This window comes from Oribacterium sp. oral taxon 078 str. F0262 (assembly GCF_000160135.1).
GTDB lineage: Bacteria > Bacillota > Clostridia > Lachnospirales > Lachnospiraceae > Oribacterium.
This window is the reverse complement of the sequence record NZ_GG729935.1, coordinates 216,186-242,057: the sequence shown is the minus strand read 5'-3', so window position 1 is coordinate 242,057 and position 25,872 is coordinate 216,186. Positions and strand designations below refer to the sequence as shown.

General features: G+C 52.3%; 23 protein-coding genes. 21 read left to right on the top strand and 2 right to left on the bottom strand.

The window, feature by feature from the left end; all coding sequences use genetic code 11:
* Positions 1-168 precede the first annotated feature (168 nt).
* From GCWU000341_RS08560 to GCWU000341_RS08460, 20 genes are all read left to right on the top strand, one after another.
* On the top strand, positions 169-1,467 hold the full coding sequence (locus tag GCWU000341_RS08560) for an AI-2E family transporter (protein ID WP_009215528.1): 1,299 nt from the start codon (positions 169-171) through the stop codon (positions 1,465-1,467).
* Positions 1,468-1,527: 60 nt separating this feature from the next.
* On the top strand, positions 1,528-2,370 hold the full coding sequence (gene kduI, locus GCWU000341_RS08555) for a 5-dehydro-4-deoxy-D-glucuronate isomerase (protein ID WP_009215527.1): 843 nt from the start codon (positions 1,528-1,530) through the stop codon (positions 2,368-2,370).
* 33 nt (positions 2,371-2,403) lie between these two features.
* Positions 2,404-2,925 (top strand): SEC-C metal-binding domain-containing protein, encoded by a 522-nt coding sequence (locus GCWU000341_RS08550; RefSeq protein WP_009215526.1) that lies wholly within the window; start codon positions 2,404-2,406, stop codon positions 2,923-2,925.
* Entirely contained in the window at positions 2,915-3,049 is a 135-nt protein-coding gene (locus tag GCWU000341_RS14095; RefSeq protein WP_009215525.1) for a hypothetical protein, read from the top strand. Before GCWU000341_RS08550 ends, GCWU000341_RS14095 begins: the two co-directional genes overlap by 11 nt.
* 1,580 nt (positions 3,050-4,629) lie before the next feature.
* The gene (locus tag GCWU000341_RS13570; RefSeq protein WP_155812751.1) at positions 4,630-5,196 is read left to right on the top strand and encodes a hypothetical protein; all 567 of its coding nucleotides are present in this window, start codon (positions 4,630-4,632) and stop codon (positions 5,194-5,196) included.
* A gap of 94 nt (positions 5,197-5,290) precedes the next feature.
* Positions 5,291-5,548: a hypothetical protein gene (locus GCWU000341_RS08530; RefSeq protein ID WP_196794828.1), complete on the top strand. Its 258-nt coding sequence runs from the start codon at positions 5,291-5,293 to the stop codon at positions 5,546-5,548.
* Between the two features lie 210 nt (positions 5,549-5,758).
* Entirely contained in the window at positions 5,759-5,956 is a 198-nt protein-coding gene (locus GCWU000341_RS08525; RefSeq protein ID WP_009215519.1) for a cold-shock protein, read from the top strand.
* A gap of 200 nt (positions 5,957-6,156) precedes the next feature.
* Positions 6,157-6,663 (top strand): Gx transporter family protein, encoded by a 507-nt coding sequence (locus tag GCWU000341_RS08520; protein WP_009215518.1) that lies wholly within the window; start codon positions 6,157-6,159, stop codon positions 6,661-6,663.
* Between the two features lie 66 nt (positions 6,664-6,729).
* Positions 6,730-7,545, top strand: a complete 816-nt coding sequence (locus GCWU000341_RS08515; RefSeq protein WP_009215517.1) for a basic amino acid ABC transporter substrate-binding protein — start codon at positions 6,730-6,732, stop codon at positions 7,543-7,545.
* Positions 7,546-7,593: 48 nt separating this feature from the next.
* The gene (locus tag GCWU000341_RS08510; RefSeq protein WP_009215516.1) at positions 7,594-8,280 is read left to right on the top strand and encodes an amino acid ABC transporter permease; all 687 of its coding nucleotides are present in this window, start codon (positions 7,594-7,596) and stop codon (positions 8,278-8,280) included.
* Complete coding sequence (locus GCWU000341_RS08505; protein ID WP_009215515.1) at positions 8,270-9,022, top strand: amino acid ABC transporter ATP-binding protein; 753 nt, start codon at positions 8,270-8,272, stop codon at positions 9,020-9,022. The genes GCWU000341_RS08510 and GCWU000341_RS08505 overlap by 11 nt, the downstream gene beginning before the upstream one ends.
* An 877-nt stretch (positions 9,023-9,899) precedes the next feature.
* On the top strand, positions 9,900-10,409 hold the full coding sequence (locus GCWU000341_RS08500) for a hypothetical protein (RefSeq protein WP_009215512.1): 510 nt from the start codon (positions 9,900-9,902) through the stop codon (positions 10,407-10,409).
* 812 nt (positions 10,410-11,221) lie between these two features.
* A complete protein-coding gene (locus tag GCWU000341_RS13990) occupies positions 11,222-11,968 on the top strand; it encodes an SWIM zinc finger family protein (protein WP_009215509.1) in 747 nt (248 codons plus the stop codon).
* A gap of 806 nt (positions 11,969-12,774) precedes the next feature.
* Positions 12,775-14,640 carry a hypothetical protein gene (locus GCWU000341_RS08490; protein WP_009215507.1) on the top strand — a complete coding sequence of 622 codons (1,866 nt, stop codon included), beginning with the start codon at positions 12,775-12,777 and terminating at the stop codon, positions 14,638-14,640.
* A 32-nt stretch (positions 14,641-14,672) separates the two neighbouring features.
* Entirely contained in the window at positions 14,673-15,761 is a 1,089-nt protein-coding gene (locus GCWU000341_RS08485; protein WP_040654064.1) for an AAA family ATPase, read from the top strand.
* Positions 15,762-15,854: 93 nt separating this feature from the next.
* Positions 15,855-18,230 (top strand): DUF5682 family protein, encoded by a 2,376-nt coding sequence (locus tag GCWU000341_RS08480; RefSeq protein ID WP_040653932.1) that lies wholly within the window; start codon positions 15,855-15,857, stop codon positions 18,228-18,230.
* 507 nt (positions 18,231-18,737) lie between these two features.
* The gene (locus GCWU000341_RS08475) at positions 18,738-19,970 is read left to right on the top strand and encodes a VWA domain-containing protein (protein ID WP_009215503.1); all 1,233 of its coding nucleotides are present in this window, start codon (positions 18,738-18,740) and stop codon (positions 19,968-19,970) included.
* 550 nt (positions 19,971-20,520) lie between these two features.
* Positions 20,521-22,098 (top strand): IS1634 family transposase, encoded by a 1,578-nt coding sequence (locus GCWU000341_RS08470; RefSeq protein ID WP_009215501.1) that lies wholly within the window; start codon positions 20,521-20,523, stop codon positions 22,096-22,098.
* The gene (locus GCWU000341_RS08465; protein ID WP_155812749.1) at positions 22,098-22,349 is read left to right on the top strand and encodes a hypothetical protein; all 252 of its coding nucleotides are present in this window, start codon (positions 22,098-22,100) and stop codon (positions 22,347-22,349) included. Before GCWU000341_RS08470 ends, GCWU000341_RS08465 begins: the two co-directional genes overlap by 1 nt.
* A gap of 3 nt (positions 22,350-22,352) precedes the next feature.
* Positions 22,353-22,601 carry a hypothetical protein gene (locus GCWU000341_RS08460; RefSeq protein ID WP_009215499.1) on the top strand — a complete coding sequence of 83 codons (249 nt, stop codon included), beginning with the start codon at positions 22,353-22,355 and terminating at the stop codon, positions 22,599-22,601.
* A gap of 619 nt (positions 22,602-23,220) precedes the next feature.
* Here GCWU000341_RS08460 and GCWU000341_RS08455 read toward each other — a convergent pair.
* Together GCWU000341_RS08455 and GCWU000341_RS08450 are read right to left on the bottom strand one after the other, a co-directional pair.
* Positions 23,221-24,261: a nucleotidyl transferase AbiEii/AbiGii toxin family protein gene (locus GCWU000341_RS08455; RefSeq protein ID WP_009215498.1), complete on the bottom strand. Its 1,041-nt coding sequence runs from the start codon at positions 24,259-24,261 to the stop codon at positions 23,221-23,223.
* A gap of 13 nt (positions 24,262-24,274) precedes the next feature.
* A complete protein-coding gene (locus GCWU000341_RS08450; protein ID WP_009215497.1) occupies positions 24,275-25,015 on the bottom strand; it encodes a DUF6577 family protein in 741 nt (246 codons plus the stop codon).
* A 230-nt stretch (positions 25,016-25,245) separates the two neighbouring features.
* Between GCWU000341_RS08450 and GCWU000341_RS08445 the strand changes: the two genes are divergently transcribed.
* Entirely contained in the window at positions 25,246-25,530 is a 285-nt protein-coding gene (locus tag GCWU000341_RS08445; RefSeq protein ID WP_009215496.1) for a helix-turn-helix domain-containing protein, read from the top strand.
* Positions 25,531-25,872 lie beyond the last annotated feature (342 nt).

Below are 25,872 nucleotides of genomic sequence, written 5' to 3'. Positions count from 1 at the left end.
CTCCATATCCCGCGGGGTGTGGAGCTGCTTTTACTGTATAGGCCTCCGCCAGAAGGCGGAGAATGGATGCCATAGGATTTCGGCATCTGAGAGGACCTGAGAGGACAGGAGCCGGCTGTCGAAGCTTTCAGAATTGCGGGGTAGGAGGCGCGGACCTTCGGAGGTTCCATGGACAGAGAAAAGTGGGATGAGCAGATTAAATGGGGACTTACGGCCTTCGCGGTGATTTCTGCGGCGGTGGGAGTCGCCTTTTTGGTATTTAACCTGAATATCATACGGGCTGGACTCGGAAGGATTCTGAATATCCTGACGCCGGTTATCTATGGGGCAGTGATGGCCTATCTCATGGCACCGGTCTATGATCTCACGGAGCGAAAGCTCAGGGAGAGGATGGAGCGCTATTTTCCGGGGAAGCGTTTCCCTCATTCCTTTGCCCGTTTCGCTGCGACCTTTTCCGCTCTCCTTCTCCTCCTCCTTGTGAGCGGCAGCTTAGTCTATATTATGATTCCGGAGCTGATGAAGTCCCTGACGAGGCTGAGCTCGACGCTTCCGGACAGTATTACGCTCTACTATGAGAAGATCAGCGGCCTTTTGAAATCCTATCCCGAGGCGAGGGAGGCCCTGAGCGCTCTGTATGAAGAGGCCTACGGCTACTTCTCCGGGCCCGGATCCTCCTCCGGCTCCGGCGGCGGCACGCTGATCCCGAATCTGCAGATGGCGGCGCTCTACCTCTCGAAGCTTTCCAGCGGGATCTGGTCCACTCTCACCTGGGTGAAGAATATCCTGATCGGACTCATCGTCATGGCCTACCTTCTGAACCTGAAGGAGCTGCTGATCGCGCAGTTCCATAAGCTCCTCTTCGCACTGCTTCCGAGGGACGCGGCGCGCTCGGTGGTGGAGGAGCTCGACTATATCAACAGGATGTTCGGCGGCTTCATCATCGGGAAGATCCTAGACTCCATCATCATCGGCATCCTGACCTTTTTCGTGCTGAGCATCATGAGGATGCCCTACGCCATGCTGGTCTCCGTGATCGTCGGCATCACCAATGTGATCCCCTTTTTCGGGCCCTTCATCGGCGCCATCCCCTGCTTTGTGCTGATTTTCCTCGCAAATCCGCTCCAGGGACTTTACTTCGCCATCGCGATCCTGGTGATCCAGCAGCTGGACGGCAATGTGATCGGTCCCCGGATTCTCGGAAATTCCACGGGGCTTTCCAGCTTCTGGGTGCTCTTTTCCATCCTTCTCTTCGGAGGGCTCTTCGGCTTTGTCGGAATGATTATCGCTGTCCCCACCTGGGCGGTGATTCTGAATCTGATCGCGCGGATCTCAAACCGGAGGCTGCGGGAGAAGGGGCTTCCCCTTTCCTCGGAGGCCTACCGGGAGGGAGAGCTGCCGGAGAAGAGGGCGCGGGGAGATCCGGGGAAGGAGGAGAAGGAGAGCGCACGCGGAGAAGAGAAGAAGTGATACAGAGAACGCATACAGAAAGAATGCAGACGGAAAAAATGCAGACGGAAAGGAATAAAAATGGATATTCGATACAGCGCGAATCAAAAGGATGCACGATACTATGACAGCGAGGAGCTCAGAGAGGAATTTCTGATCCAAAAGCTCTACGAGGCGGACAAGGTGCACGCTGTATATTCCCATGTGGACCGCATGGTGGTCTTTGGCTGTATGCCGGTCAAGGGAAGCGTGACGCTCGATCGGGAGATCAGCAGCCGGAAGGAGTTCGGCACGGACTATGTCCTCGAGAGACGGGAGATGGGGATCTTCAATATCGGAGGAGACGGAGAGATCAGCGCGGACGGCGTGAAATACGAGCTCTCCTATAAGGACTGCCTCTATGTCACGAGGGGCACGAAGGAGCTTAGCTTCCGCTCAAAGGACGGGAAGAAGCCCGCCAAATTCTATATGGTCTCCGCGCCGGCCCACGCCGCCTATGAGACGAAGCTTCTCACGATGAAGGAGGCGAAGCATCGGCCGATGGGGAAGAAGGAGCTCTCCAATGAGCGCGTGATCAATCAGTTCATCCACCCGGAGGTCCTGAAGACCGCGCAGCTTTCCATGGGACTCACGGAGCTCAAGCCCGGCTCGGTCTGGAACACCATGCCCTGCCACACGCATGAGAGGAGGATGGAGATCTATACCTATTTCGAGCTTCCCTCCGACCAGGTCGTATTTCATCTGATGGGGGAGCCGGATGAGACCCGGCATATCGTCATGCGGAATGAGGAGGCGGTGATCTCCCCCTCCTGGTCCATTCACAGCGCGGCGGGCACCCACAACTACAGCTTTATCTGGGCGATGGGAGGCGAGAACCAGGAATTTGATGATATGGATCCCGTGAAGATGGAGGAGCTTCGCTGAAATAAGGGAGATTGAAAAAAGGAGAGTTTTGAAATGGCGACATTGCTGGAGAACTGGAGAACGAAGGCCTACGGAGATGAGCTGGGGAAGGAGGAGCAGAAAAAGCTCTGGCAGAAGTATTTTTCCCTGGAGAAGGGCTTCTATGAGGAGATTCTGAAGGACCCCTCCCATGTCTATGAGGGGAGCCTTAAGGAGCTCGCAGAGCATTTTAAGATCGACAGTTTCTTCTTTACCGGAGTGCTGGACGGCATCGACGAATCTCTGAAGGGCTATCACAATCCGATCGAGAGCATGGATGAGGATACGGTCGTGAAGATTGAGATCGATCCCGAGAAGCTTTACTACAATATGGTGGAGGCGAAGGCAAACTGGCTCTACGGCCTCCCCGAGTGGGATCAGATCCTCACGAAGGAGAGGAGAGAGGAGCTCTACAAGGAGCAGAAGAGGTCCGGAACGGTACGGAGGGAGGGGAGAAAGATCTATCCGAATGATCCCTGTCCCTGCGGCTCCGGAAAGAAATATAAAAAGTGCTGCATGAGGGAGAATGCTGAATAATTATCCTGGCGTCAGGCGTGAGAAGAGGAGAGAAATGTCGGAACTCCTTGTAAATGTTGTATTAGCTGTCAGCTGGGCAGTACAAATAGAACAAGGTGTTCTAAAGGAGATGTTGCTCGATTGAGTGACATCTTTTTTTGTGTTGTATCATAAAACTGTTATGAAGTGCCCGCGTTGTCAAGAGGGAGCACCAAGAAATTTTTCTTCTCTTCAACGGATAGATGGCGCATGCGCCCAGATGCTCTCTTAGTTCCTTCCCATCACTGCTTTTCTCCCATTGATAAAGCATTTCTTTGCTGGGATATCCCAGTGTTTGGATTGCTTTTGTCACCGAACCACATTTGTGATGTAGCTTTAATGCTTTCATTCCCTGCTTCTTAGAATACATTCTTTCATACCCTCCCGGGTCCTGTCAGAGTCCAGGTTTTTGCCCGCATCCCCGGGACGAGAATACATTGAAAAGAAACTGTCTGGTGCAGGCTGCAGCCAGACTGTCTTCGAAGAGGAAGCAATAGAGGCAGCACTGAATGCCTCTGACGGCACCGCTCGGATGATCAGCAAACTCTGTCATGCTTCGCTGATGATTGGGAACAGTCAGGGCCAGAACCTGATAACTGCGGACACAGTTATGCAGGCAGTTAATGACAGCATACTTGCCTGAACAAGAGGTACAGGATGAAACCAACCTTTGAATTTCCTGTTGTTTACTTTTAGGCGATGATCCTGATGATACAGAAATCCAGACGGAAAAGGCAATTCTCTGACCCTTAAATCTAGAACAGGAGCCATACGAAGCAAGCGCGGACACCATGGACAGAAGCTTCTATTTGATCTTCGGACACCAGATCAATGGATTCTTCCTGTGCATCCCCAACTGGCAGTTTGGCTTTGAGCCTGCGGAACTGGATGGTGAGAATCGGGACATGAATTCGATGCGGAGGCGAACACCCCTGATTACATACGAGGATGTCACGGCAAGAGCCAGGGCACTATCGCTTTTAAGAAAACGACGGAGTATTTAAGGCAATGGACTCCCGTGGATAATCTGCGGGAGGCCATCTTTATAAGAAACAAAGTGACTAAACAGCATCAAATAAAATGCTGTAATCTCATTTTTCTCAGCAAAATGGCGGCAAATAAAGTGAAGAATGAAGTCGCGTTTAATTTAGTGAACAACACTGGAATTACTCTGATTTGACATGGGCTGCATCGTAGGACTATATTTATAGACGAAATGCGGATACTCTTTCGCATCATCGGTGGCTCTCACACAATCAAATCCTACAGTAAACTTACGCCGTCGCATAGTGAATGAGGGATAGTCGAAAACGCATATCCTGTGTTTACAGTAGCCACAACGGGAGACCTCCTTGGGTGAGTGGTTGTCTGTGGCGAACTTCACTTTAACACAAAGCGAGTTCTTCCGTTTTCTGTTTTTTCTGCTGCAACACATGTATGGTAATCCTACAGGTAGAGTAATTTACACACAAATCCAGACTTGACTCCATCGCCTTTTTGGTTTATTATTGACATATAGTTTCAGCATGTGTAGTATAAAATAGAATTTAACATAAAAGATCAAAAGAGATTACTATCATAACGGAAAGCGAGCCTTCTGCGAACTTGCTGGAGTAATATGTTTTTTAAAAACATATTAACTAATATTTTCATGGTGTCGGAATTTTATAAGGAGGATAATTTTCTATGAGAGGATTCCGAAAAATAACTATATTGCTTGTGTGCTGCCTCTTTGCTATGGCTGGCTCATTTAATGTGTATGCTAATGAGCGTGAACTTGCAAGAGATGATAGGATGTTGAATGCAAGTGCAGATATTTTCCCTGTGGAGAATTATACATACTCATGGCGAGTGATTTCCAAATCTGTGTCAGGATATTCTTTTGGAAATTGGAGAAAGGGCCCTACAGGAAGAGGACCTGGTAGTTTATCAATAAATGAGGGCTCTACTTTAAATAGAAATTTCACGAATACGATTTCAGGTGCATATTCTTGGGGAGAGGGAAATATAGGACTTTCCCTTGGAGTTTCAATCGGAAAAAGTGAAACTCATGGTACTTCGTATACTATCCAGTTGAATAAGGGACAAATTAAAACAATTCTTCTTAGACCAAAAATCAAGATATATAGAGTCGTGACGGGGTATTATAAATTACCTGTAAATGCGGCTGGAAGAGCCAAATTAATAAAAAAGGAAACTTCTTATGTGCGAGTCTTTAACGGGTGGGACTATAGCTGGAAAAGCGGATATTAGGATGAATTCTTAAGGAAGAAACTGTTGCTTTCAGCAGAATTAGAGAACGGCGTGATAAATGGATCTGGAACAGAAAAATCTAAGGAGCAGATTTATGAGTAAAAAACAATTTTATATATTTCTGGGCTCTCTCTGGATCTGTTTTGCGTCTCTTACTTTTGCTCTGGCACTTATCGCGAGGGTCATCTATTGGAGCGTTCGGACCAGAATCGGGGCCTACTCGGATCTCCCTGATTCTTTTCCTCTTCTCCTCACTGTTACGGTTTTATTATTTATAACGGGTCTTATTTTCATCGTTCTTTCCTACCTTAAAAGCGCAAAAGAAGAAGTATCAGAGGAAGAAAGAGAATAGCGGCTTAGGAAGATTATTGATATCCTTCCCCTTTCGAAGGCCCCAAATGTTAGAAGAGAACGGAGAATAAACATTAGGAAAAGGGACACAATAAGCGGAAATATACCGTAATTTCCTGTATAGTTTACCGTTGACGCTGAAAGGGCTTTATGCTAATATTCCAGTATTGTAATCAATTTCGGTTGCAATCGGATTTTGGAGGTTATCGCAATGAGAGGCACAGTAAAGTGGTTCAATAATCAGAAGGGATATGGCTTTATCTCTGATGAGACAGGCAAGGACGTATTCGTCCATTACTCCGGACTTGCGGGCGAAGGCTTCAAGTCTCTGGAGGAGGGACAGGCGGTGGAGTTCGATGTCGTGGACGGCGCGAAGGGTCCCCAGGCTACGAACGTGGTGAAGCTTTAAGTTTTCTCTGATAGATTGATTTTGATAGGATAGATCAAACTTTACTGTCAATACAGCTTGCAGTATCCGTTTATGCCCATAGAGCGCAAAGAGCGAATTGCAATCGAATCGAAACGAGGAATGAGAAGCGGGGCGGTGCCGAAGGGCACCGCCCTTTTCGTCTCTCCCGCTCCGCTTTGGAGAGCAGAATCAGGAGGTCTATGAAGAGATCGACGAGGAAACTGAGTCTTTACGGCATGCTGCTTGCGCTCTCCATCGTGCTCGGCTATGTGGAGTCCATGATTCCCATTCCGCTCGGGATTCCCGGTGTAAAGCTCGGCATCCCGAATATCGTGACGGTAATCGCTCTCTATTCGATCGGAGCGCTTCCGGCCTTTCTGATCACCCTTCTCAGGATTCTCCTGATCTCCGCGTCCTTTGGAAACGGCGTCACATTCCTTTACTCTCTCTCAGGATTTCTTCTGAGCTTTTCCGGGATGCTTTTTCTTAAAAAAATCGGCGGCTTCTCCCGGGTATCGGTGAGCATCGCAGGCGGAGTTTTACATAATATCGGACAGATTTTCTCCGCCGTCCTCCTTCTCCGATCCTCCGCCCTCTTTTCCTACCTCCCTGTGCTCCTTCTCGCCGGCGTCCTCTCCGGGGGCGTCATCGGGCTCCTCGCGGGGCTTGTGACGGAGCGGCTTGGAAAAAATCTGCTTGACAAATGAATTCCGTGCCCTATAATATCCATCATAGATGAATAAATATCCATTTTGAATTTGCGGGAGGATGCTATGAAAAAAATCTTGGCAGCGGCGATGGCGGTAGTAACGGCGCTTTCTCTGGGGGCCTGCGCGTCCTCCGCCGCAAAGAGCGGCGGGACGGAGAGCGCAAAGGATACGTCTTCGGAGAGTGCGGGGGAGGCAAAGGCGGAGGGAAGCTATGCCGGGAAGACCCTGATCATGGCGACGAATGCGGAATTTCCTCCCTACGAGTATCATGAGGGGAAGGATATCGTGGGTATCGATGTGGAGATCGCGAAGGCGGTCGCGGAACAGATGGGGGCGAAGTTTGAGGTTTCGGACATGGCCTTTGACGCGATTATCTCCGCGGTGGACTCCGGGAAGGCCGATTTCGGCGCGGCGGGGATGACGGTCACGGAGGACAGGAAGAAGAATGTCGATTTCTCCGATACCTATGCGACATCCGTGCAGTCCGTCATCGTACCGGAGAACTCCGACATTAAGTCGATCGATGATCTGAAGGGGAAGAAGATCGGCGTGCAGCAGGGAACGACCGGGGATATTTATGCGACGAAGGACTACGGAAAGGATGCCATTCAGCCCTTCCCGAAGGGAGTGGATGCGGTCCTTGCGCTCGGAGCGGGGAAGGTCGATGCGGTCATCATCGACGGAAATACCGCAAAGGCCTTTGTGGCGGACCAAAAGGGGCTGAAGCTTCTGGACAGCGCCTATGCGGAGGAGGAATACGCGATCTGCGTGAAGAAGGGGAATACAGAGCTTAGGGACGGCATCAACGCGGCTTTAAAGGAGCTCAAGGCGTCCGGGAAGCTCGATGAGATCGTCGCGAAGTATATCAAGGCGGACTAAGCGGAGGCTGTATCAGGGCGGAATGAGCCAGAGAGAGCGGAGGACAGCTTGAATTTTATCGACAGATTCTATGTGGATTTTGTGAAGGATCAGCGCTGGATGGACCTCTTCGGGGGCCTTCTCAACACTATGACCATCACGGTCTTTGCCCTTCTGATCGGCGTGGCGCTGGGACTTCTGATCGCGATCATCCGGACGACGGCGGACAGGACCGGAAAATGGAGGATCCCGGATTTCTTTTGCAGGATTTATCTGACCGTAATCCGCGGGACGCCCACGATGATTCAGCTCATGATCTTTTATTACTGCATCTTTGTGGGGCGCTTTTTCTCCGGTGTCTTCGTGGCTTCCATCGCTTTCGGACTGAACTCCGCGGCCTATGTGGCGGAGATCATCCGCTCCGGTATCCTCTCGATTCCGGCGGGGCAGATGGAGGCGGGCCGTTCTCTCGGCTTCAACTATGTGGAGACCATGCGCTATATCATCATGCCGCAGGCTTTTAAGAATGTGCTTCCGGCGATTTTCAATGAGTTTATCGTCCTGATCAAGGAGACCGCGGTGGCAGGTTACGTCTCCGTCCGGGACTTGACGAAGGGAGCCGACAATATCCGCGCGCAGACCTATGACGCCTGGCTTCCGCTCCTTGCGGCGGGACTGATCTACCTGATTCTGACGATGTTCTTCACGACGCTGGAGAAGAAGCTGGAGAGGAGGCTGAAGCAAGGTGAGCGCTAGGACGGGAGAGGGAGAGGTTCTGATCCGGGTGGAGAAACTCGGAAAGACCTTCCGGAAGCTGGAGGTGCTGAAGGAGATATCGACGGAGATCCGAAAGGGAGAGGTGCTCTGCCTGATCGGCCCCTCCGGTTCCGGGAAATCCACCTTTCTCCGCTGTCTCAATCTCCTGGAGAAGCCGGACAGCGGGAGAATCCTCTTCGAGGGGGTGGACATCACGGATCCGAAGACGGATATCGACAAGGTGCGGCAGAGGATGGGCATGGTCTTTCAGCAGTTCAACCTCTTCCCGCACATGACGATTCTCGAGAATCTGACACTCGCGCCGATCCGGCTCCTCCACAGGGGGAAGGACGAGGCGGAGGGAGAGGCGATGGAGCTCCTAAAGCGAGTCGGACTCTCGGAGAAGGCGAAGAATTATCCGCTCCAGCTCTCCGGAGGGCAGCAGCAGCGCGCGGCGATCGTCAGGGCACTCGCGATGAAGCCGGATGTGATGCTCTTTGACGAGCCCACCTCCGCCCTTGATCCGGAGATGGTAGGAGAGGTTTTGCAGGTCATGAGAGACCTCGCCGGGGAGCACATGACCATGGTGGTCGTGACGCACGAGATGGGATTCGCGCGGGAGGTCTCGGACCGAGTGATCTTTCTGGAGGGAGGATGCTTCCTGAGTGAAGGAGCTCCGGAGAGCTTTTTCTCTCATCCGGAGAACGAACGGTTGAGAGCCTTTCTCTCCAAGGTGCTGTGATTTGAGCTTCAAAAGGGGAAAGCTTTTTCGGGCTTTTCAGGGATGAGATTTTCGGGCGGCCATTGGCCGCCCTTTTTTCGCTGTGCTCTGTACTCGAGATTCGGCCTTAGAATTAGATAGGAGTGTTTCGATCCGCCGTTTGCCCGTTTAACACAGGACGTTCTCGCTCCGGCTGCCGCGGCCAGCGGCGCGTAAGCGTAGAAGTCTGCCATCAGGCAGACTCGGAGCGTCCTTGACCACTTCTCGGAGAGAAGTGCATCCCGAAGGGAGGTCGGCTGAAGCCACCCGGGCGAAGCCGAGTCCTTAAGCGCCGGGGCGGAAGACGGCCTGCTTTTCGACGGTCAAAGCGTCGGATCGGCGGCAAAAATCGGCAGAATCTCATCTCTCTCGGCTTCGCCCGGAAGGCACTTATCTTTGAAATAAGAAATGCCTCTCTGGACTCAGAACCGTGTCTCCCGGAATCCCAGAAAGGAGGTTCTCACACTATCGAATTCTACAGTAAACTTACGCCGTCGCGGGAGCTGTGTCATATTGATTTGTTCACATCCTCATGCTATATTCCCATCATACTTAGGACGAATGCGCCAAAAGTTTGAGGTGAATGTATATATAAAACGTGTTTGTTACCTTGATCGTTTCATTTATATAATATGTGGAATGGATAAATCAAAATCGTTACCGGTATCTGGCGCTGCGGAAGGTCCATCTTGTTTTCTGATCTTTTTCTATAAACACCTTCTCGCACAGAAGATCATATTATCAGAATTGAGCTGGATCAGCGAAAGTATTATATCTACCGCAATCCCATCACGCTATGTGAGTATGTATAAGGAGTGTTATACTAAAAAATAAAACTGTTAGAGAAGGAGGAAGTGATATGGGAATTATTATTGTAGCCGCATGGCTGGGCCTTATTCTGTTTGCAGTGGCGAAATTAGTAAAAACTAGCCTTTTTTCAATGGATAAGCTTACCATATTTATTGCAAGTTGGTATTATACGCACTACTATTTTTCGGTGAGATTCTCGTCCGGAAATGCAGTTTATTTCTGGGATGTGTTAGCTGGTATATTGGCGGTCGTGATATATTCTGTTCTGTTTAAAATCATTCATCGAAAACTTGGGTTCATTGGGAAAATTCTAAACTTCGCCATTTCATTTATAAGTTCCATGGCAGTTTATTCCATCTTGGCAAGCTGCTTTGTTGCGAAGAAACAAGTCTATCTTTTCCCTCTGTTAAACCATAATCTCGCAAATCTGGCGGTAAACTATATTATAATCACGATCATAGCTTTTTTGATATGGAAAAGGAGAGAAGAACTCCTTGCAAAACGAGAAGAATCAAAGGAACATTATATCGTGGAAGCATCTGATGAAAGGAATGCTTAAAGTCAAAATGAGATATGGAAAGTTCGGAATATGAGGGAGATCCTTTCTGCTTGAAATGTCAGAAGATTTCTCCCTCTTTTTTATTTTTACAGCTGATTATCCGTAAATGGAAAATTGTATGGATAATATCAAGTTTGTTTCGTGAATTGAATTTTTGCCGTCGGTTTACGATCTCCCTTCGGGAGACAGTTTTCTCCATTGAAGATTCCGCTTCAACAACAGCTGTCCATATTTTGCCGCCCTGACGCTTTGCCGGCCCATAAGCAGGCCGTCTGCCGCCCCGGCGTTTAAGGACTCGGCTTCGCCCGGGTGGCTTCAGCCGACCTCCCTTCGTGAGGCACTTCTCTCCGAGAAGTGGTCAAGGACGCTCCGAGTCTGCCTGATGGCAGACTTCTACGCTCAGTGACTCGGCTTATCGGTTTAGATTGCCGCTCTGCTGCTTTGTCTGTCTAGGCACAGGTCGTCTGCCGCCCCGGCGTTTAGCGATCTGGTTTTTAAAGATCGCTTATGCGCCGCTGGCTGCGGCAGCCGAAGCGAGAGCGTCCTGCGCCAGGCAGACAAACAGCAGGAAAAGCGCCAGGAAGAGCGGCAGGACGGCTCGACAGAGCCCCGTCAGCATCATAAAGACTTATGGCCGCAGCGAAGTATTGATGATACGGGGAATATGTGTTTTAATGTGAATGCGAAGGGAACGTGGGGATCTGCCGTTCCCTTAAGGACATTTTTTGCCGGGCGGGATGGATGGGGGCTTTCGGACGGCGGATGGCCTTAGGCAGTGCGGGTGAAGGGACGATGAGATCTGAGGGAAGAGGATGAGAACATTCAGCGAAGAGGAAATCACAGCGGCGGCGCCGAACCAGAATGCGCTTTCAAATGGACGGAAAATCTCCGGATCCGGCGGCTTTGTGAGGAGGATGCGCTCCGAGGATGAGCGCTATTACGGCGGGGAATGCAAGGGATCGGGGAAGAATAATTACAGGGTTTCCGTTTTCTTCGAGGAGGGCGCGGCCCCGGTATTTCGCTGCTCCTGCCCGAGCAGGCAGTTTCCCTGTAAGCACAGCATTGCCCTGATGTTTGAGATGGCGGCGAAGAAGGACTTTGAGCTTTGCGAAATTCCGGAGGATATCCTGGAGAAGCAGAGGAAGCTCTCGGCCAGGGAGAAAAAGAAGGAGGAGAAGGCAGCAGAGGGAGAGGCAAAGCCGAAGAAGCTGAGCGCGGCCGGGAAGGCTGCGAGGACCAGAAAGCTCAAAAAGCAGCTCGAGGGGCTGGCGCTTTTAAAGGCGCTTACGGACCGTCTTCTCGGAAGCGGACTCGCCGCGCTTTCCAGTGCGCCGCTTAAGGACTATAAGGAGCTCGCCCGGCAGCTGGGAGATTATTATCTGCCGGGTCCCCAGCTTCTTTTTCGGAAGCTCCTTTTTGTGCTGGAGCGCTGCCAGAGCGCGGGGAAGGGGGGAGGATCCCGGGGAGCGCTACAGGGAGGCACTCTCCTATCTCACGAAGCTCCGATATCTGGGCCGGAGATCGGAGGAATACTTAAAGAAGAGGCTTCAAAGCGATAGTCCGGAGGCGGACGATAATCTTCTCTATGAGGCGCTCGGAGGGATCTGGAGGCTGGAAGAGCTGAACGCCCTCGGGCTGAAAAAGGAGAATGCGGAGCTCGTTCAGCTCTCCTTTGAGGAGCGCTATGATCCCGTGGAGAAGCTCTATACGGATCTTGCCTACTGGATCGATCTGAGGGACGGGGAGATTTCCTACAGCGCGAACTACCGCCCGGAGAAGGCCGCGAAGTATATCCGCTCGGAGGACAGCTCCTTTTCGCTCTTAAGAGCGGAGAGCGTGAGCATCTATCCCGCCGCGGAGGGAGAGCTCCGGAGAATTCGCTGGGAAAAAGCCTCTCTCGGGGAGATCCCGCCGGAGAGCTTCTCCCGGATTCGCTCCTTTTCAGAGACGGAGCTTCGGGAGGCGCTGAAGAAGGCGAAGGCACAGCTGAAAAATACACTCTCCGACAATACTTTCGGGATCCTCATCCATTATAAGCGGATCGGGGAAAGCGGAGAGGGAAAGCTCTATCTCGAGGACAGGCTGGGGGAGAGAATCCGGCTTTCAGAGGATGCGGGGAACGATACCGCGCTTTTTTCCCTCAGGGCGCTCCCCTATCCCGGGCTTTTCCGGGAGCAGGTGCTCTTTGGCCTGGTCTGCTACGAAAGGAAGGGAGAGGAGCTCCTGCTTTTGCCGCGGAGTATTGTGACAGAGCAGGGGATCGTCCGCCTGATGTTTTGATGTCGCGGCGGGGCATTTTGCAGGAGAGAGATGCCAAAAAGCGAGCTAAAGGGAAGCGGAGTTTCCGAAAAAGAAGAGGATTTTTATGAATCTGGAAGCGATCTATGATTTAAGGGAGAGGCTTGAGCAGGCGGCTATCGCGGGAGTTAAGCTTCTTCCGGAGGATTTTCGGCTGCAAAGGGCGGTGGAGAACACGGCTCTTCTCAGTAAAGCGGCTCCCGTATTTCGTCAAATCGAGGAGAGAGGGCGCGCTCTTCTGAGTGCGCCGGAGGAGGAGAGGGCAGATCAGCTCCTCGACCTTCTTGCGCTGCTTTCGGCGGTTCTTGTCACGCAGGCGCATTCCGGGGGAGAGGGGGAGCTTTCTCCGCTTCCCCGTGGAGAAGCGGTGGAGGATCAGGAGACGGTGCCGGAGGGACTCTATTCTCCGCCCGGCTACCGGCAGCTCTCTCCCCTTCTCAGTGCGCTCACGACGAGGGGAAGCGGGAGATATGAGCTTTTAAAAAAAGCGAGACGGGACAGTCCGGAGCTTTTTCAGGACTATCGGCTCCGGAGAAGGCTGATCTCCGGTCTCGGGGATTCTTACTCGGAGATTGCGGATATGATCGAGGGCTGGCTGAAGGAGGAGGGGAGGGAGATCCTTCCGCTTTTAAAGGACGGCTTTGATCCGGAGTCCGGGGGAAAGGAGATGCTCCGCCGCTTTCACATCATAGAGGAGATCGGGAAGGCAGAGGAAAATCCCTTTTATCTTCGCCTTGTGAAGGAGGCGAAGGGAGAGCTCCGGGCGGAGGCGATTCTTGCTCTTGGCTCTTCCGAGGAGAATTTCACCATCCTCAAGGAGCTCTCCCTGACGGAGCGGGGAAGCATGCGGGAGAGCGCGCTCAAGGCGCTCAGCAATTTCCCGGCATCCAAGGATTACATCACGGAGATCTTCCGAAAGGATCCGAAGAAGGGGATCCGGCTGATCAGAGGAAGCGGACAGGACTGGGTCTCCGATCTCCTCGCGGAGGAGATGGAGGAGGAATATCAGAGCTTCTCCGGAGAGGGGAAGAGGGGATCTTCGGAGGAGATTCGGAAATCGAATCTCCCCTCCCTTTGGACAGCCGCCGTGGGGAAGGAGAGCGAAAAGCTCCTCCTGCAGCTCCCCCGCTCGGGAAGCCTGGTCCCGGAGGAGAGAGAGATTTACCTTGTAAACGGACTTTACCGGAACTTCAGCCCGCGCTTTTCAGAGGCTGTGGAAAAGCTGTCCGGGAGCGTTTCCGAAGGGCGCTCTGTGAAGTATCGTTTCCTTCTCGCCCTAAGGGAAAAAACGGCTCCGGAGATCTACGAGAGCTTCTCTCCCTATTTTTCGGGGGGAAAGGGTCTGATCGGAGGTCTGAAGGACTTTTTCGGAGGAGGAGAGCTTCCGGCGCCGGAGAATTCCCCTATCGTTGGGATATTCGAGGCGCTGTCGACACTTTCTTCCCGAAAGGCACTTCGAAAAGAGAAGCTGGATCCCCGCTGGTATCCGCTTCTTCTCAAGTATGAGATGCCGGAGAAATATATTCGTTATCTGGGCGAGGGATCCCATGCGGGCTACGAGAGGATTTTAAAGGATCTGAGAGAGCCATCCTGCCCGGAGAGAGATCTCCTCTACGCCGGCTTCCTCTTTCGCTGCATCAAGAGGCGGCCGGTGCAGGCAGAGGATGTCCAGAGTCTTAAGGAATGGGGCTGGAAGGACTTTCGAGGGGTCTTTTCCGGATGTGAGGCGCGCTATAAGAAGGAATATTCCTATTATCAGCACTGGTGTCTGCGGACCGTCTCGGAGGAGCTTCCGCTCAGCCGCGAGGCGCTCATCGGAGAGCTGGAGACGCTCTATGACAGGGCGGTGCGTTTCTCTCCGGGGACTCAGGGGAAGAGGCTTCGGGAGGGAATCGAGAAGCTTAAGCGGGGAGAGCCGCTATCGGAAATGTGATGGAAAAGGATCAGAATCAGCGAGGACAGGGAATGGCAGAGGAAAGAATGCAGCGGCTCCCGGCGGAGCAGCTTTTTCAGAAGGAACTGGATGCCCTCATTGCGGCGGAGCAATATGAGATCCCGGAGGGCTGGCGCATGTCGCCCCGCTCCGTTCTCCGATATATTATCGGCGGAAAATGCGGGGATATCGATATCACGCCGAAGTATATCGGGAAGAAGCGCACGGTGGAGATCGCGATCGCGACACTGGTCACGGACCGCGCCCTCCTTCTCATCGGGGAGCCGGGGACGGCGAAGTCCTGGCTCTCCGAGCATCTCAGCGCCGCGATCAACGGGGATTCCACCTGTGTCGTACAGGGCACGGCGGGGACTACGGAGGAGCAGATCCGCTACTCCTGGAACTATGCGATGCTGATCGCGGAGGGGCCCACGGAAAGGGCACTGGTGAAAAGCCCCATTTTCCGCGCCATGGAGGGAGGAAGGATCGCGAGGCTGGAGGAGATCTCCCGCTGCGCCTCGGAGGTGCAGGACGCCCTCATTTCCATCCTCTCCGAGAAGAGGGTCTCCGTCCCGGAGCTCAACGAGGAGATCCCGGCTCGGAAGGGCTTTTCCATCATCGCGACTGCGAATACGAGGGACCGGGGCGTGAACGAGATGTCCGCCGCCCTGAAGCGCCGCTTCAATATCGTATTGCTCCCGAGTCCGGAAAGTCTGGAGGAGGAGATGGATATCGTGGGGACGAGGATCACACAGCTCTCCAGGGGGCTGGATCTGAGCGCGAAGATCCCGGAGGAAGAGGTCATCCGGAAGATCTGTACGGTCTTTCGAGAGCTCCGTCTTGGGCAGAGCCTGGACGGAAAGCAGAAGGTGAAGACGACGGGATCCGTGCTATCCACCGCGGAGGCGATCTCTCTCCTCGCAAACAGCATGTCTCTTGCCGGGAGCTTCGGCGACGGCGGGGTGACGGATGCGGATCTTGCGGCCGCGCTCCAGGGCGCTGTGGTGAAAGATGACAGGAAGGATCAGAAGATCTGGGAAGAGTATCTGGAAAATATCATGAAAAAGCGGGGCGGTGCGTGGCTTCCGCTCTACCGGGAGTGCAGGGCGCTGAATCATTGAGAAGGAAAGACAATGAAAGCAATTTCTCGTGCTGTACAAACTACCGGGAGTGCAGGGCACGGAATCATTGAGAAGAGAGCGAAGCGGAGAATTATGCGAGAAGGAAAAGAGGAAAGAAGAGGAGAGGTCCGGGCCTTCGGCATCCGGCATCTGTCTCCGGCGGGGGCACATTTTGTCGGGGAGTTTCTGGATCAGCAGAAGCCGGAGCTCGTCCTGATCGAGGGGCCCGCCGATTTTAACGAGCTGCTTTCCGATCTCTCGGATCCGGGGCTGGAGCCGCCCTTCGCCGTCATGGCCTACAGCGATTCCACGCCGGTCAGAACGCTGCTTTATCCCTTTGCGCGCTACTCCCCGGAGTATCAGACGCTTCTTTGGTGCAAAGAGCACGGAGTGCGCTCCTCGTTTTTTGATCTTCCGTCGGAGATCATGCTCGGGCTTATGCAGAAAAAGGAAGAGGAGGAGAATGTCCTGCTCCGGGAGGGACAGGATTCTTCTTTGAGCCGGGATTTTTCTCCGAATCAGGGCCCTGCTCCGAAGCGGAGCTTTTCGGAGCGCCTTGACCGGGCGACGGAGGAGGGGGACAGTGAGCTTTTCTGGGAGAGGGTTTTGGAGCAAAGCGCCGATCTCTCCGCCTATCTTTCCGGGAGCCGCCTTTTCGGGGAAAGCCTCCGGGAGCTCTCGGAGGACGGACAGAAGGAGCGCGCGGAGAATCTCATCCGGGAAGCCTATATGCGGCGTGTGATCCGAGAGGAGATCTCATCCGGGATTCCGGCGGAGCGGATCGCCGTGATCACGGGGGCCTTTCATACCGATGCGGTCTGTGTCGGATCAGCTTCTTCGGAGGAAGAGAGGGCATCCTCCTGCCCTCCTCTCTCGGATCAGGAGCTTCAGCGCCTTCCGCACCTTCCCGCAAAAAGGACGCTCATGCCCTATTCCTACTACCGGCTCACAAGCCGTTCCGGCTATGGGGCGGGAAACCGTGCTCCCGCCTATTACGAGCTTCTCTTTGAGGGGCTTCGGCGGGGGGACCCCTCCTACGCGGGGATTTCCTATCTGAGCCGGCTCTCGGAAAAGCTCCGGGAGCACGGAGGCATCGTTTCCTCCGCAGAGCTGATCGAAGCGATGCTTCTCGCGGAAAGCCTCGCCGCGCTGCGGGGCGGCAGGATTCCGACCCACGGGGACCTCCGGGACGCGGCAGTGAGCTGTATGGGGCACGGGAGCTTCGGAGAGCTCGCCCTGGGCTTCGCCGCGGCAGACATCGGGACGAAGATCGGCTCGGTCCCGGGAGGTCTTTCCCGGACCTCGATCCAGGAGGACTTCTATTCCGAGCTTCGGCGGCTTCGCCTCGAGCAGTACCGGGAGATGACGGCCAGGCCTCTCCGCCTGGATCTCAGAGAGAATCTTCGGGTGAAGTCAGAGGAGAGTGCCTTCCTGGATCTAAACCGCTCCTTCTTTCTGCATCGCCTTTTGCTTCTTGGAATCGACTTCGCGCGTCCCGCCGGAGGGGAGCAGGAGAACGCGACCTGGGCGGAGAACTGGGTGCTGCAATGGACGCCGGAGGCGGAGATCCAGATCGTGGAGGCTGTACTGAAGGGAGACAGCGTGGCAAAGGCCGCGGCCTTTGCCTTTCAGGAAAAGCTTCAGGATGCGAACTCCGCTTCGGAGATCGCTTCTCTTATCGAGACCGCCTTTTACTGCGGGATGCCGGAGCTTCTCCAAAATGCGCTTTCCCTTCTGGATGAGAGAACGGTATCCGCTGTCTCCATGAGAGAAATCGCAGATACCTCCCGCTCCCTCTCGGGTCTCCTTCGCTACGGCGATATCCGGAAGCTGGACAGGAGACCCCTGCTTCCGATCCTAAGCCGCCTGACAGTCCGTGCCTCCCTCACGCTGTTTGAGGAGTCCGCCTGTGATGAGGCGGCCTCCCTTCTTCTTGCGGAGGATCTTCTGAAGCTCCACGAGGTTTTCAGCGAGCAGGAGGAACTGAATTTCTCTCTCTGGAAGAAAGCGCTCCGGGAGGTCGCGCTCTCTGATGATCGGAACACCCGGATATCCGGTCTCTCCGCCGCTCTTCTCCTGGATCTTTCCGAGCTCAGCCCGGAGGAGCTCTCCCGGGAGCTTGCGAGGAGACTCTCTCCCGGAATGCCGGCGGAGCTCGGGGCAGGCTGGTTCGAGGGCCTGTCCTTGAAAAATCACTACGCCATCATCGCAAGGCTCTCTCTCTGGGAGGGACTTGCTTCCTATCTCGACAGTCTGTCGGAGGAGGAATTCAGACGGGCGCTTGTCTTCCTGCGCCGTGCTTTTTCGAACTACAGCGCGGAGGAAAAGGACCGAATCGCGGAGAATCTCTCGGAGATCTGGGGCGTAAATCCGCGGGAGCTCAGCGAAATCCTGAATGACAGACTGAATGAAGAGGAGACGGAAAGCGTGAAGGAGCTCTCGGAGTTTGACTTCGGTGACTTGTTGTAAAGCGTAGAAGTCTGCCATCAGGCAGACTCGGAGCGTCCTTGACCACTTCTCGAAGAGAAGTGTCTCCCGAAGGGAGATCGGCTGAAGCCACCCGGGCGAAGCCGAGTCTCTGAGCTTCGAAGAAGCGAAGAAAAAGCGTAGAAGTCTGCCATCAGGCAGACTCGGAGCGTCCTTGACCACTTCTCGAAGAGAAGTGTCTCCCGAAGGGAGATCGGCTGAAGCCACCCGGGCGAAGCCGAGTCGCCGGGGCGGCAGACGGCCTGTACGCGGACAGACAAACTGGCAGGGCGGCAGTTCGGAGCGTCCTTGAGTCTTCTCAAGGAGAAGTGTCTCCCGGAGGGAGATCGGCTGAAGCCACCCGGGCGAAGCCGAGTCCTGAAACGCCGGGACGGCGGGTCTTGGGAGAAGTGAAGCACGGCGCAGTCTGCTTTTGCAGGCAGTGCAGAGGATACAGCATGCGCGAAGGAAGGGCATAGGAGTCCTTTGACAGGAGAGAGGGTGAAGAAAATGGGCAAGAAAGGGGAGGCAGCGCTCGGAGATGAGACGGCGGCCCGGATCCGGAGATGGCGTCTGATTCTCGGAGAGGAGAGCGAGGAGCGCTTTTCACACTCTGAGGCCGGCGGGCCCGCTCTCAGCGAGGAGGATCAGATGCTGGATGCGGCGCTGAGCGCGATCTACAACAGCAATTCCCGTTTTCGTTTCGGTGAGGGCGGTCCGCAGAATGGCCCGGGCGGACCCGGCGGACGCGGTCCCTCAAATCCGACGATCAGCCGCTGGCTCGGGGATATCAGGACGCTCTTTGATCCGGAGCTTGTGAAGATCATTCAGACGGATGCGATGGAGAGATGCGGCCTGAAGCAGCTTCTCTTCGAGCCGGAGCTTCTGAGGAGTCTGGAGCCGGATATTCATCTCGCGAGCACGCTCCTTCTTTTGAAGGACGAAATTCCGAAGCGGAGCAAGGAGGATGCGAGAGCCTTCATTCAGAAGATTGTGGAGGAAATCAATGCGCTTCTCGAGTCAGACCTCAGGAGAGCTGTGACAGCGGCGCTGAACCGAAGGGCGCATTCCCCGATCCCCTCTGCCTCCGCTCTCGACTTCAAGACGACGATCCGGAGAGGGATCCGGAATTACAGACCGGAGTTTGGAAAGCTTGTGCCGGAGAAGTACTATTTTTTCGAGCGGAGTGCGCGCACTGCCGCGAATAAGCATACTATTATCCTGGACATTGATCAGAGCGGTTCCATGGGGGAGTCTGTGATCTACTCTTCGATCATGAGCTGCATTCTGGCAAGCATGAGCTCTCTCAGGACGAGGATCGTCGCCTTCGATACGAATGTCGTAGATCTGACGGAGAAGTCCGATGATCCGATCGATCTCCTCTTCGGCTTTCAGCTTGGCGGCGGGACGGATATCAATCGGTCCATCGCTTATTGCGAAAGTCTGATCGAAAATCCGGGGAAGACGATGTTCTTTCTGATCTCTGATCTCTGCGAGGGTGGAAATCAGGCGGGGATGCTGAGGAGACTTCAGGGGATGAAGGAGAGCGGCGTCACCGTGGTCTGTCTCCTCGCGGTTCAGGACGGCGGAAAACCCTATTATGATAAGCGGATCGCGGAGCGCATTGCCCAGATGCAGATCCCCTGCTTCGCCTGTTCGCCGCAGCGCCTTCCGGAGCTTTTGGAAAAGACGCTGAAGGGGATGGATCTCACGGGCTTTTCCGAGGAGGAAGAGAAGAACTGAAGATCCAGACTGCGCTAAACAGGATGCTCTCTCCGATGACCGCCTGAAATGTGCTTTTGTTTAAGAGCTTGCCTCATTTACACGGGCGGCTCTTTTATATTGGGTAAGGATTCAAAGGAGAGTGGGAGAGAGCTGCAGCACTGGCGCTGTTTCTGCTGTTTTTCCGTAAGGCATATTCCGAGCGCTTTTGTTCCGCTCAGAGGAAACCTCGAGGGAATGAAGCAGTGTTTGTGTGAACTTCCTGAAAAATAGTCCCCTATACGTCACACCGTCCTGATCCGGAGTGACCAAAAACGTTGATTTTCCTGCATTTCTGCGCTGTTTCACTTGCAGAAATGCAGGATTTTTGATAGAATAGATATAGGGTAATATTACCCTATATCTTAGAGGACATTTTTGAGGTGATTCTCATGTTTTTTGATTTCCAGGTTGAAGTCCCGGATGCCCCGGGACTTCTTGTAAGGAAAAAAGAGGAAGCTATTACTCTGTTGAATACGAATACGAACGCGCTTACAATCCGGTCAAACAGTACACCTACCCGAGGCGCGCAATGATTGGCAGGCAGCTGAACAAAGATGACCGGAAAATGTGGCCCAACGAGAACTTCCTGAAATATTTTCCAGATGCGGAGCTTCCGGAAGCGATGGACAGGACAGCAAGAAGTCCTTATCTCAGCGCAGGAAGCTTCATCGTGCTGGAGAAGCTCATCGATGAGTATCATCTGCCTGAGCTTCTGCAGAAATACATGAACAGGAAGGACGCGGGACTCCTACTCGATCTTGCGTGCTACTCCATTGTTTCGGAGGATAATGCAGGCCAGTATTATCCTGATTACGCATACTGCCATCCTCTGTTCACCAGTGACATGAGAATTTACAGTGATTCGAAGGTGTCAGATTTCCTTCACAGCATCAGAGCGGAACAGACGGTCGGTTTTCTGAACGGCTGGAATGAAAGAAGGAATAAGAGAGAAAAGATTTATATCTCCTATGACTCCACCAACAAGAACTGTCAGTCCGGGGACATCGACATGGTGGAGTTCGGCCATCCAAAGGAAGATGCGGGGCTTCCGGTCTTCCATTATTCTGTCGCCTATGACACTGCCAACCGCGAGCCTCTCTTCTATGAGCAGTATCCAGGCAGCATCAACGACGTGTCACAGCTGAGATACGCCGTGGATAAAGCGTATTCCTATGGATACAGGAAACTTGGATTTATCCTGGACCGCGGTTACTTCAGCCGTGCGAACCTGGCCTACATGGATAAAAACGATTACAGCTTCATCATCATGGTGAAAGGGATGAAGAAGTTCATCCGCGGCATCATTCTTAGGCAGATGGGCGCTTTCGAGAACAAACGGGCGAAATACATCGACAGGTACGACGTATATGGGACCACTGTTTCCGATGAACTGTATGAGGGGGATGAACAGACTAGATATATCCATGTTTACTACAGTGATGTCAAGGCGTTGAGCGGGAAACAGCAGGTGAAAGAAAAAATCTGCCGGATGAAGGCATTTCTGGACAACTGCGAGGGAAAAGAGAAGGAACTCGGAGCCGGATTTGAGGAATACTTCTATCTCCACTATGAGAAAGACGGGAAGACGTTCGCGATTGCAGAAGAGAGAACAGACGTTATCGAGCAGGAGCTGTCGCTCTGCGGCTATTTTGCAATCATCACATCCGAAAAGATGACAGCCAGGGAAGCCATAACGCTCTACAAGAGCCGCGACGCATCCGAGAAGCTGTTTCGCTCCGACAAGACATTCCTCGGCAACAGGAGTATGCGGACGGGATCCGGTGACGCCGCTTCTGCCAGGATTTTTGTCGAGTTTATTGCGCTGATCATACGGTGCCGGCTCTACACCGTGCTGAAAGACAGGCAGGAATCCATGAGTGAACGCCCTAATTATCTCACGGTCCCGGCAGCACTGAAGGAGTTGGAAAAGATAGTAATGATCCGTCAGCTCGACGGCATTTACCGGCTGGATCATGCAGTAACAAAGCATGAAAAGGTGATTCTTGATGCATTCGGAATCAGCGATGCAAATGTCCGGTACAGAACGGGAAAGATCGGGAAACTCCTGCAACAGATCATGGGCGGTGGAGAAAAGGAGGCACAATGATGGCCGGGATCAGAAGAACAGGAATGCGGCTGCTGGAGCGGAAGATCGAGCAGACTGAAGAAAAGGTTGCAAAGACCAGAGCTGCTCACAATACAGCGGTTGAAGAGCTGAAGAAGCTGACAGATGAGAGGAAGGCTCTGCGAAATAAGGAATTGGCGGAAGCAATCCGTCAGAGTAAACGTACATACAGCGAGATCCTTGCCTTTGTCAGATCGGATCCGGGCGCGGATACCGGGGAGCAGGAAGCATAAATTATGAAAGAAACGGATCGTCAGAAAGAACTCGACAAAAAAATCGAAAATATCAAAAAGAAGCTGTCTGTCAATCGTGACGAATACAACAAACTGACAGAACAGCTTGAAGAACTGCTGGATGAGCGGTATCCCGAAAGAAGGGAAGAGAATCTCAAGGAGGCTCTCTACAAAGCCTATCAGGAGAGTGGGATGTCACTTGACGAATTACTGGATATCTTGAACGACTATAAAGACCTGCCGTTCACCTGAGGGGCTTTAGGGGAATTTTTTCAGGAAGTTCACAATCAAGAAGAAGGAGAACTGCTTCGCATGGATATCCTGTCACATTTGACTGGCAGATATGAAGGAGATCCCGTCTAGGAGCTCTTCAAAAGCATCCTCTACAGCGGCGGTGATCCGATGGAATTCCGCGATTATCATGTCAAGGTACAGAAAGCCTGCAAAGGCAACTGCCCTGCTGGCACGGATATCTGTAACAACTGAGGATGCTGACCGTCTGGGCAGGCCATAGCGGCTTGTTCAGGCGGCGCAGCCGCAGTTGATATCCCAAGATCATTCTGAGCCACCATTCTTATGGCGGCCAGAATAACAGCCACCGCGCAAGCGGCCTGGACTTGACCGGCGGCAGATGCGCAATACAATGGCTGCTGCGATGGGGATGAAAAGGCTTATGTATCTGATATCCCTGAGTCCCCATCGCCGATGTGGGCATATCGCGCAGATGTCGACTGTCAAGGCTGGCGGAAGGTGACTGATCCTACTGGGCTCGTTTCCGTGAAAACTGGGCTAAATGGCCGTGGCAGGTGGGCTATTCAGCCGTGCAAAGTGGGCTACTCACGTGGAATATACACAGGGTACAGGCTTTTTCTCATCCTTCAATCATTCGCAGAGCCTCAACAATGTAGGCAAAGGCTTCAGGGCTTTGGCTGCGCATATAGGAAAGCTTTTTGTATTGGCTTTTTCCTATATTTGCCTGAAGATATGGTCCGGGATCTTCTATAGGTGTGAAGGGCTGACCTGTGAGCATACAGGAGGCGAGGTACATCACACGGCTTGCCTGGTTGGCGGCGATAGTGGTACTGTATTTCATGGACAGGACATGGCCGCCGATGGAGTGAATTCCCTTGATAAAGAGCGGGAATTCATCTTTGTCGTAGACACCTTTTCCAATGATGCAGGCGCAGGAGCGGATGGTATCCCGGAGGACATCTTCACGGGTTGCCGTTATGTCGCGGTAGCCGATCTCATCCAGAATAGCGCGGTCATAGGTGGCAATGAGATTCTGGTAGTTGTCTATCTTTTTCGAGAGGTTTGCAACATCGAAGAGCTGCTTGATGATTTCAAGCTCTTTGTCTATTCCGAATGGTACGCCGGTGGTGTGCGGAGCAAAGGCAGTGAGCTTGTCTCCGAGGATACATTCCGGTGATGGAACGGTTACTGTTATCGGTGTACTGTCGGTGACAAGCAGGTCGTTCTTTATTTCGCAGGTCTGTGTGGCAAGATATGGACTATCAGCAAAGACAATATCCAGAAGGATATAAAAGTCATCATTCCTCAGTGGTGAGTCATAGATGAACTTGAAGTGGCGCTTCTCTATATTGTTTTTGCCGACACGTCGGTCTTCCTCGAAGGTCTTGAACGGGAATATCTTGGCTGCTTCATCTATATAGTGGTCAACATCCGTGCCAGGTTGTACGAGGATATCAATGTCGGTTGAGAGCCGTAAGGGATGGTCAAGAATTAGCATCAGTGATGTACCGCCCTTAAAAATGAAGGGCATTCCGACACGGGTGATGGCTTCCAACAGACCAAAGGCAAACAGGACTCTTTCCAAAAGGGAAGGGTCTTTCTTATATTTCTCACGAAGCGTGTTCACATATTCTATAGTGTAGGTTTCTTTTGTTATCATGGGGTTCTCCTTATCAAATGGTCATCGGTTGTATGTCGGTTTTTGTCTTTATGAAGGATAGCAGGCTGTCATAGAGATGGCGGCGTTTGGCATACCGGAACATACGGGTTTCATCAATATTGTATTTGCGAAAGACATCTTCATATATGCGTGGATATTCGCTTCGCTCGATCAGGCTTCCTGAAAGCTTCTTGGACAGCAGATCCACCAACAGCTTTTCTATCACGCAAGAATGATTTGCGTCCGGTGAGGGAGCCTCAGAGAGGAGCTTTTGGACGATGATATCTGTTTCGGGAGCACGCTGTTTGTAAAAGGTGTCATATGTCGGCTGGATCATGGCATAAGGGTGTTTTTCATGCAGCAGTTCGTAGACGGTATCCACAAGCATTGCTTCCACTTCTATAAATATTACGTTCTTTGCGATCTGATGATTGACGAAATCGTTCATCTGGATCAGTTCCCATATTTGAAAATTCACAAGAGGGTAGGCCTCGGTAATCTCTTTTTCGAGATCAAGGTATTCCGGGGAATGAGGGTAGAAATACTGTTTCTTTGCAGGAGCATCCTGAGGGATGCGGTAGTATTTCCCGGTGCCTGCGGATGCAAGGCTGCCTTGTTTGCGCAGGGTGACAAGCATCCAGTTGATGGAGGCTTCGGTGCAGTCCGGGTATATGGAGTGGACTGTTTCGCGAAAGGTTGTCTTATTGAAGGCTCCATCGTTCGGAAGTAATGGTAGTATATTATTTGCATTCATAGCGAATGTTCACCTCGATCTCTCTAAAACTATAATTCGGCAAAAATAAAGAAAATTGCCGTTTCATAGTAAAGATGATAGCACCTTTATGCTGATAATACAACTATAATTCGGCAAAAAAATAAAAAGTGACAAATTATAGATATCTGATCGAGGTTGACATGTAGTCAGTGACTACATTATAATTGTCATAGTATATATGCAATGACTACCTTTGTAAAGGTGACTATATGCAAAACTTTCTAAATATTGAGGGACTTGAAATTGAGATTGAAGCAATGGAAAAGAATGATACGGATTCATCGAGACGCATGATGGCTTATGCTTTTAAAATGATCAGAGAGCAGTCAGGAATGAACCGTAAGGATTTTTCAGATTGGCTTGGCATTCCTTATAGGACGATGCAGGAATGGGAGCTTGGTCGCCGCGTTATGCCGGAGTATGTTCTTCGTTTGATTGCTTATAAGGTTCTTAATGAGAAGAGAAAGAGGGCATTTGATCATGAGAATAGTTAAGTGTGAACTTCCTGAAAAATAGTCCCCTATACGTCACACCGTCTTGATCCGGAGTGACCAAAAACGTTGATTTTCCTGCATTTCTGCGCTGTTTCACTTGCAGAAATGCAGGATTTTTGATAGAATAGATATAGGGTAATATTACCCTATATCTTAGAGGACATTTTTGAGGTGATTCTCATGTTTTTTGATTTCCAGGTTGAAGTCCCGGATGCCCCGGGACTTCTTGTAGGAAAAAAGAGGAAGCTATTACTCTGTTGAATACGAATACGAACGCGCGTTACAATCCGGTCAAACAGTACACCTACCCGAGGCGCGCAATGATTGGCAGGCAGCTGAACA

Bases quoted from the DNA above. Each gene is read 5' to 3' on its own strand.
- GCWU000341_RS08525 (WP_009215519.1), top strand. From the start codon at position 5,759: ATGAGAGGCACAGTAAAGTGGTTCAATAATCAGAAGGGATATGGCTTT.
- GCWU000341_RS08470 (WP_009215501.1), top strand. From the start codon at position 20,521: ATGATTGGCAGGCAGCTGAACAAAGATGACCGGAAAATGTGGCCCAAC.
- GCWU000341_RS13990 (WP_009215509.1), top strand. From the start codon at position 11,222: ATGAGAACATTCAGCGAAGAGGAAATCACAGCGGCGGCGCCGAACCAG.
- GCWU000341_RS13570 (WP_155812751.1), top strand. From the start codon at position 4,630: ATGAGAGGATTCCGAAAAATAACTATATTGCTTGTGTGCTGCCTCTTT.
- GCWU000341_RS08475 (WP_009215503.1), top strand. From the start codon at position 18,738: ATGGGCAAGAAAGGGGAGGCAGCGCTCGGAGATGAGACGGCGGCCCGG.
- GCWU000341_RS08450 (WP_009215497.1), bottom strand. From the start codon at position 25,015: ATGAATGCAAATAATATACTACCATTACTTCCGAACGATGGAGCCTTC.
- GCWU000341_RS08515 (WP_009215517.1), top strand. From the start codon at position 6,730: ATGAAAAAAATCTTGGCAGCGGCGATGGCGGTAGTAACGGCGCTTTCT.
- GCWU000341_RS08560 (WP_009215528.1), top strand. From the start codon at position 169: ATGGACAGAGAAAAGTGGGATGAGCAGATTAAATGGGGACTTACGGCC.
- GCWU000341_RS08455 (WP_009215498.1), bottom strand. From the start codon at position 24,261: ATGATAACAAAAGAAACCTACACTATAGAATATGTGAACACGCTTCGT.
- kduI (WP_009215527.1), top strand. From the start codon at position 1,528: ATGGATATTCGATACAGCGCGAATCAAAAGGATGCACGATACTATGAC.
- GCWU000341_RS08490 (WP_009215507.1), top strand. From the start codon at position 12,775: ATGAATCTGGAAGCGATCTATGATTTAAGGGAGAGGCTTGAGCAGGCG.
- GCWU000341_RS08465 (WP_155812749.1), top strand. From the start codon at position 22,098: ATGGCCGGGATCAGAAGAACAGGAATGCGGCTGCTGGAGCGGAAGATC.
- GCWU000341_RS08500 (WP_009215512.1), top strand. From the start codon at position 9,900: ATGGGAATTATTATTGTAGCCGCATGGCTGGGCCTTATTCTGTTTGCA.
- GCWU000341_RS08460 (WP_009215499.1), top strand. From the start codon at position 22,353: ATGAAAGAAACGGATCGTCAGAAAGAACTCGACAAAAAAATCGAAAAT.
- GCWU000341_RS14095 (WP_009215525.1), top strand. From the start codon at position 2,915: ATGCTGAATAATTATCCTGGCGTCAGGCGTGAGAAGAGGAGAGAAATG.
- GCWU000341_RS08480 (WP_040653932.1), top strand. From the start codon at position 15,855: ATGCGAGAAGGAAAAGAGGAAAGAAGAGGAGAGGTCCGGGCCTTCGGC.
- GCWU000341_RS08485 (WP_040654064.1), top strand. From the start codon at position 14,673: ATGGCAGAGGAAAGAATGCAGCGGCTCCCGGCGGAGCAGCTTTTTCAG.
- GCWU000341_RS08445 (WP_009215496.1), top strand. From the start codon at position 25,246: ATGCAAAACTTTCTAAATATTGAGGGACTTGAAATTGAGATTGAAGCA.
- GCWU000341_RS08550 (WP_009215526.1), top strand. From the start codon at position 2,404: ATGGCGACATTGCTGGAGAACTGGAGAACGAAGGCCTACGGAGATGAG.
- GCWU000341_RS08520 (WP_009215518.1), top strand. From the start codon at position 6,157: ATGAAGAGATCGACGAGGAAACTGAGTCTTTACGGCATGCTGCTTGCG.
- GCWU000341_RS08530 (WP_196794828.1), top strand. From the start codon at position 5,291: ATGAGTAAAAAACAATTTTATATATTTCTGGGCTCTCTCTGGATCTGT.